Origin of the sequence: Streptomyces sp. NPDC002018 (assembly GCF_042890865.1) — a bacterium.
Lineage (GTDB): Bacteria > Actinomycetota > Actinomycetes > Streptomycetales > Streptomycetaceae > Streptomyces.
This window is the reverse complement of the sequence record NZ_JBIASO010000031.1, coordinates 51,295-57,913: the sequence shown is the minus strand read 5'-3', so window position 1 is coordinate 57,913 and position 6,619 is coordinate 51,295. Positions and strand designations below refer to the sequence as shown.

Here is a 6,619-nt window from a genome sequence, read left to right as displayed (position 1 = left end):
ATACGACAAGCGCGGCTACATCTTCCTCGGCACCGCAACAGCGGCAGCCCTCACCATCTGGCTCCGAACATGATCGGCCGGACAAGTCCTAGGCGGCGATGACCTCGACGCCGAGCTTCGCGGCGACCTCGGGGTGCAGACGCACCGAGACCTGGTGCGAGCCCAGGGTCTTGATCGGCGCACCCAGCTCGATACGACGCTTGTCGACCTCCGGGCCACCGGCAGACTTGATCGCCGAAGCGAGGTCGGCCGGGGTGACGGAGCCGAAGAGACGGCCGGCGTCGCCGGAGCGAACCGCCAGACGCACCTTCACGCCTTCGAGGCGGGCCTTGATCTCGTTGGCCTGCTCGATGGTCGCGATCTCGTGGATCTTGCGGGCGCGGCGGATCTGCGCCACGTCCTTCTCGCCACCCTTGGTCCAGCGGATCGCGAAACCGCGCGGGACCAGGTAGTTGCGAGCGTAGCCGTCCTTGACGTCGACGACGTCACCAGCGGCACCGAGGCCGGAGACCTCGTGGGTGAGGATGATCTTCATGAGTCGGTCACCCTTCCCTTATCGCGCGGTGGACGTGTAGGGCAGCAGCGCCATCTCACGGCTGTTCTTGACGGCCGTGGCGACGTCACGCTGGTGCTGCGTGCAGTTGCCGGTGACGCGGCGGGCACGGATCTTGCCACGGTCGGAAATGAACTTCCGCAGCATGTTCGTGTCCTTGTAGTCCACGTACTGGGTCTTGTCCTTGCAGAAAGCGCAGACCTTCTTCTTAGGCTTGCGCACAGGCGGCTTCGCCATGGTGTTTCTCCTGTGTGATCAAGAAGTGGGGTACGAGCCCGCCCTAGAAGGGCGGCTCGTCCGAGTAACCGCCGCCGGAGCTTCCGCCCCAGCCGCCTCCATTGCCCCCGCCGCTCTGCGGCTGCTGGCCACCGCCGGCCGGCGCACTGGTCGCCCACGGGTCGTCGGCGGGAGCACCGCCGCCGCCCTGCTGGCCACCACCACCGGGGCCGCCGCCCCAGTTGCCGCCGCCCTGGCCGCCGCCGTAGCCGCCCTGGCCTCCCTGGCCGCCGCGACCGGTGGTCTTGGTGACCTTGGCCGTGGCGTTCTTGAGGCTGGGGCCGACTTCCTCGACATCCAGCTCGTAGACCGTGCGCTTGACGCCCTCGCGGTCCTCGTAGGACCGCTGCTTCAGCCGGCCCTGCACGACGACGCGCATGCCTCGCTGAAGCGACTCGGCGACGTTCTCCGCCGCCTGACGCCAGACCGAGCAGGTCAGGAACAGGCTCTCGCCGTCCTTCCACTCATTGGTCTGACGGTCGAAGGTGCGGGGAGTGGACGCGACGCGGAACTTCGCGACCGCCGCACCGGACGGGGTGAAGCGCAGCTCGGGGTCGTCGACGAGATTGCCGACGACCGTGATGACGGTCTCGCCTGCCATGGGTGAACCTCTCGGCGGGGATTGCTTCTGGCTGCTTGCTGCTACTCGAACCCGATGACCTCTGAGCTAGGTGCTCAGTGGGTCTCGGGACGGAGGACCTTGGTCCGGAGGACCGACTCGTTCAGGTTCATCTGTCGGTCGAGCTCCTTGACGACCGCAGGCTCGGCCTGGAGGTCGATGACCGAGTAGATGCCCTCGGGCTTCTTCTTGATCTCGTAAGAGAGACGACGACGGCCCCAGGTGTCGACCTTCTCGACCTTTCCGTTGCCCTCACGGACGACGGAGAGGAAGTTCTCGATCAGCGGGGAGACAGCGCGCTCCTCGAGATCGGGGTCGAGGATGACCATCACCTCGTAGTGACGCATGTGGAACCCACCTCCTTTGGACTCAGCGGCCACGGTCGTTCCGTGGCAGGAGGGTCGTGATGCGTAAGCAACGGTATCGGCGGCCACTGACAATCCGGCTCGCGGTGCGAGGGATCGTGTACTGGCCTGGGCAGACACCGGTGCAGACGGTACAGACTACCCGCACCGTGGCTTCCGCTTGAAATCCGGCCGCCCCCGGCCGCAATCTGTACACATCGGGTGGGTGCGACGCTACGAGGCGCCGCCTTCCGGCAATGGCCAGGAGGTGCCACATGGCACAGGCAACGCGACCGAACTCCGCCACCTCTCTCTTCTCCACGGACGGCAAGCGCCATCCCCGCCAGGACACCCTGGTCGCGGTGACGCTGGCGCTGGGACTTCTCGCCTTCTTCTCCGCCTTCTTCTACAACCTGCATCTGCTCAGCTCATGGGCCGGACTGATCGGGATCCTGGCGGGCGCGTACGGGCAGTTCATCTCCGTGACGACCCGTGAACGCTTCCTCACCATCCTCGGTCTGGGTGCCTCGGCGGTCGGCTTCTTCCTCGGAATGTCGCACGGCGGGCTCTTCGGCGGGGTCATCGGCTGACGGCCGCTGCGCACAGGGCCAGACCGGGCGCTCCATCGGCGCAGTAGGCTTCGGCGCGAGAGCCGGAGCCCCTGTATCCATGGGGACACACCTGCCGAGGAGCGCCCCGTATGAGCCTGACCCTGAGGACCATCAGCCGAGAGCAGCATCTGGCGTACATCCAGAGCCTGCCCGCGGCAAGTCACTGCCAGGTCCCGGCATGGGCTGACGTCAAGACGGAGTGGCGCTCCGAGAACCTGGGCTGGTTCGACAGGAACGAGCAGCTCGTCGGCGCCGGGCTGGTGCTCTACCGCCAGCTCCCCAAGATCAAGCGGTATCTGGCGTATCTGCCCGAGGGCCCGGTGCTCAACTGGTACGCCCCCAATCTGGACGACTGGCTCCAGCCGATGCTGGCGCACCTCAAGCACCAGGGCGCCTTCTCCGTGAAGATGGGGCCGCCGGTCGTCATCCGCCGCTGGGACGCGGGCGCCATCAAGTCCGGCATCCAGGACCCGGACGTCAAGCGCCTGCGCGATGTCGAGGCCACGCACATCGAGCCGCGTGCCTTCGAGGTGTCGGACCGGCTGCGCAAGATGGGCTGGCAGCAGGGCGAGGACGGCGGCGCCGGCTTCGGTGACGTACAGCCGCGCTATGTCTTCCAGGTGCCCCTGGCCAACCGCTCGCTGGACGATGTGCTCAAGGGCTTCAACCAGCTCTGGCGGCGCAACATCAAGAAGGCGGAGAAGGCCGGCGTCGATGTCGTCCAGGGCGGCTACGACGACCTCGCCGAGTGGCAGCGGCTCTACGAGATCACGGCCGAGCGCGATCACTTCCGGCCGCGCCCGCTCTCGTACTTCCAGCGGATGTGGTCCGTCCTGAACGCCGAGGACCCCAACCGTATGCGTCTCTACTTCGCCCGGCACGAGGGCGAGAACGTCGCGGCGGCGACGATGCTGATCGTCGGCGGCCATGTCTGGTACTCCTACGGCGCGTCCGCCAACCACAAGCGTGAGGTCCGGCCCTCGAACGCGATGCAGTGGCGCATGCTGCGGGACGCCTACGCCATGGGCGCCACCGTCTACGACCTGCGCGGCATCTCCGACTCGCTCGACGAGACCGACCATCTCTTCGGACTGATCCAGTTCAAGGTGGGCACCGGCGGCGAGGCCGTGGAGTACATCGGCGAGTGGGACTTCCCGCTCAACAAACTCCTCCACAAGGCCCTCGACATCTACATGTCGCGCCGTTAACCGCGATGATGGGCGGCGGACAGACGCGGTGGACATTTCCGTAAAGCCCTCAAGACCCCCAAGATCACCCTTACCCTTCCTCCACCGCAGCCACGAGAAAGGTTCCGGGCCGGCATGGCGCTCTCCCTCTACGTCGACACCGCGCGCTGGCGGGCGCACCAGAAGTCGGTCATCGAGCAGTTCCCGGGGCTCGTCCCGGTCTGCAAGGGCAACGGCTACGGCTTCGGCCATGAGCGTCTCGCCGACGAGACCACCCGCTTCGGCTCCGACATGCTCGCCGTCGGCACCATCTACGAGGCCGCCAGGATCAAGGACTGGTTCAGCGGTGACCTGCTGGTGCTGACCCCCTTCAGGCGGGGCGAGGAACCGGTCCCGCTGCCCGACCGCGTCATCCGCTCGGTCTCCTCCGTCGACGGAGTGTTCGCGCTGGTGGGCGCCCGGGTCGTCATCGAGTGCATGTCCTCCATGAAGCGCCATGGCGTCAAGGAGGAGGAGCTGGGCCAGCTCCACGCGGCCATCGAGGACGTACGCCTGGAAGGCTTCGCCCTGCACCTCCCGCTGGACCGTACGGACGGTTCCGACGCGGTCGAGGAGGTCATCGGCTGGATGGACCGGCTGCGCGCGGCGCGGCTCCCCCTGCACACCATGTTCGTCAGCCACCTCCGCTCCAGCGAGCTGGCCCGGTTGCAGCAGCAGTTCCCGCAGACCCGCTTCCGCGCCCGGATCGGGACGCGGCTGTGGCTCGGCGACCACGAGGCCACCGAGTACCGGGGCTCCGTCCTGGACGTCACCTGGGTCGCCAAGGGCGACCGGTTCGGCTACCGCCAGCAGAAGGCCGCCTCCGACGGCTGGCTGGTGGTCGTCGCGGGCGGTACGTCCCACGGCGTCGGTCTGGAGGCCCCCAAGGCCCTGCACGGGGTGATGCCCCGGGCCAAGGGTGTCGCTCGGGCCGGCCTGGCCACGGTCAACCGCAATCTCGCCCCGTTCGTCTGGGCCGGGAAGCAGCGCTGGTTCGCCGAGCCGCCGCACATGCAGGTGTCGATCCTGTTCGTGCCCTCGGACGCCGACGAGCCCAAGGTGGGCGACGAGCTGGTGGCCCATCTGCGCCATACGACGACCCAGTTCGACCGCCTCGTCGACCGCTGACCCGACCGCCCCGCGGCCCCCGCGTGCGCCCCGCGGCCCCCGCGTCCGCGTCCTCCCTCAGGCGCTCCCTCAGGTGCCCCTCTCCGAGCACCTGGGGAGCCCAGGAGAGCGGCAGGAGAGCGCCAGAAGCACCCACAGGGCCGGGAACGGGGGAAGAAACACGAAGGCCCGGCGCCGGCCCGGAGAAAGCTCTCACGAGCCTCCTGGGCCGCCCCGGGCCGAGCCCGTCCCTCCGGGCCCCCGGCCCGCCCCGCCCCTGCCGTCCCTGTCCCTCAGGCCGCGCCGGGCGGCCGCACTCCCCACTCCACGCGCGGCGCCTCCACCGTCCGGGCCGTGTGCTCCAGGGCCCGTCGCGCCTGTCCGAGGACGAACACGTCCTTCGCGCCGTCCAGCACGCCGCCCGAGGGATCGTCCGTACCGTCCGTCCGCACGCCGTCCCGCTCGGGCAGCAGAGCGTCCCGTACGACCATGGCGCACAGATACAGCGTCCCGGCCAGATGCAGGGCGATGGCGAGCTGGTACCCCTCCGCGGGCAGGCCCTTGTGGGCGTCGCCGCTGGTCGTGTACGCGAGGTACATCCAGATGCCCAGGTAGTACATGACCTCGCAGGTCTGCCAGATCAGGAAGTCCCGCCAGCGTGGCCGTGCCAGGGCCGCCAGCGGAACGAGCCACAGTACGTACTGCGGCGAGTAGACCTTGTTGGTGAGGATGAACGCGGCGACGACCAGGAAGGCGAGCTGCGCGAACCGCGGCCGGCGCGGGGCCGTCAGGGCCAGCAGACCGATGCCCGCGCACGCCAGCACCATCAGCACCATCGCATAGGTGTTGACGGTGTCGACCTCCAGTGACTGGCCCGTGCGCTGGGTGATGATCAGCCAGAAGGACCCGAAGTCGACCTGGCGCTCCTGGCTGAAGGTGTAGAACTTCTTCCACCCCTCGGGCGCCAGCAGCATCACCGGCAGATTCACCGCCAGCCACGCACCCGCCGTGCCCAGCAGGGCCGTCCCGTACTCCCGGAACCTCCCGGCCCGCCAGCACAGCACGAAGAGCGGCCCCAGCACCAGCACGGGATAGAGCTTGGCGGCGGTCGCGAGCCCGATGAGGATGCCGAAGGCCAGCGTCCGGCCGCGCGACCACATCAGCATCGCGGCGGCCGTGAGGGCCACGGCCAGCAGATCCCAGTTGATGGTGGCGGTGAGCGCGAAGGCGGGCGCCAGAGCGACCAGCAGGGCGTCCCAGGGGCGGCGCCGGTGGGTGCGGGCCACACAGACCGCGATGACCACGGCGCAGATCATCAGCATCCCCGCGTTGACCATCCAGTACATCTGCTCGCGGTACTGGATGGAGCCGCCCGGCGTGAGCCAGGAGGCGACCTCCATGAAGAGGCCGGTCAGTACGGGGTACTCCAGGTACTGCATGTCGCCGTTGAGCCGGTCGAAGTACGGCACCAGGTTGTCGGCGAAGCCGCGCCCCAGGTAGAGATGGGGAATGTCCGAGTAGCAGGCGTGGGTGTACTGCGAGCTGGCGCCCCGGAACCAGGCCCATTCGTAACAGGGCATCTTCTGCACCATGCCCAGGGCGAACATCCCGATCGCCACGAGGGCGACGACCCGCACGGGCGTGAGCCGGCTGCCGCCGAGCCAGGCCCAGCGTCCGACCGGGCCCCCGATCAGCTCGCTGCCGGCCGCGGCGATCTCGTCCCGCCGGGTGGGGGACACGACCGGCCGGTCCTGGTGCGCGGTTGTCTCTTCTGTGCTCGGCATGGCGCCCATCCTGCCGTACGCGGCCATGGACGCGGCGAGGGCCGCCGCACGGTACGCACAGTGGGTCTGTGCGTGACCGGTGCGACGGCCCTCGTAGCA

Annotated in this window: 8 protein-coding genes; 3 read left to right on the top strand and 5 right to left on the bottom strand. The window is 68.6% G+C overall.

What is annotated here, in order from left to right; all coding sequences use genetic code 11:
* Nucleotides 1–88 precede the first annotated feature (88 nt).
* The 4 genes from rplI to rpsF all read right to left on the bottom strand — a co-directional run bounded on the left by rplI (nt 89) and on the right by rpsF (nt 1,795).
* Nucleotides 89–535, bottom strand: a complete 447-nt coding sequence (rplI, locus tag ACFYYH_RS32470; RefSeq protein ID WP_388558816.1) for a 50S ribosomal protein L9 — start codon at nt 533–535, stop codon at nt 89–91.
* A gap of 18 nt (nt 536–553) precedes the next feature.
* Nucleotides 554–790 carry a 30S ribosomal protein S18 gene (rpsR, locus tag ACFYYH_RS32465; protein WP_003967857.1) on the bottom strand — a complete coding sequence of 79 codons (237 nt, stop codon included), beginning with the start codon at nt 788–790 and terminating at the stop codon, nt 554–556.
* Between the two features lie 43 nt (nt 791–833).
* Nucleotides 834–1,430 (bottom strand): single-stranded DNA-binding protein, encoded by a 597-nt coding sequence (locus ACFYYH_RS32460; protein ID WP_388558812.1) that lies wholly within the window; start codon nt 1,428–1,430, stop codon nt 834–836.
* 74 nt (nt 1,431–1,504) lie between these two features.
* Nucleotides 1,505–1,795: a 30S ribosomal protein S6 gene (rpsF, locus tag ACFYYH_RS32455; protein ID WP_006604399.1), complete on the bottom strand. Its 291-nt coding sequence runs from the start codon at nt 1,793–1,795 to the stop codon at nt 1,505–1,507.
* A gap of 272 nt (nt 1,796–2,067) precedes the next feature.
* On the opposite strand from rpsF, the gene ACFYYH_RS32450 reads away from it, so the two are divergent.
* From ACFYYH_RS32450 to ACFYYH_RS32440, 3 genes are all read left to right on the top strand, one after another.
* Nucleotides 2,068–2,382: a hypothetical protein gene (locus ACFYYH_RS32450; protein WP_388558809.1), complete on the top strand. Its 315-nt coding sequence runs from the start codon at nt 2,068–2,070 to the stop codon at nt 2,380–2,382.
* 110 nt (nt 2,383–2,492) lie between these two features.
* The gene (locus ACFYYH_RS32445) at nt 2,493–3,611 is read left to right on the top strand and encodes a lipid II:glycine glycyltransferase FemX (RefSeq protein ID WP_388558806.1); all 1,119 of its coding nucleotides are present in this window, start codon (nt 2,493–2,495) and stop codon (nt 3,609–3,611) included.
* 114 nt (nt 3,612–3,725) lie between these two features.
* Complete coding sequence (locus ACFYYH_RS32440; RefSeq protein ID WP_388558803.1) at nt 3,726–4,757, top strand: alanine racemase; 1,032 nt, start codon at nt 3,726–3,728, stop codon at nt 4,755–4,757.
* Nucleotides 4,758–5,029: 272 nt separating this feature from the next.
* Here ACFYYH_RS32440 and ACFYYH_RS32435 read toward each other — a convergent pair whose 3' ends face one another.
* Complete coding sequence (locus tag ACFYYH_RS32435) at nt 5,030–6,520, bottom strand: glycosyltransferase family 87 protein (protein ID WP_388558800.1); 1,491 nt, start codon at nt 6,518–6,520, stop codon at nt 5,030–5,032.
* Nucleotides 6,521–6,619 lie beyond the last annotated feature (99 nt).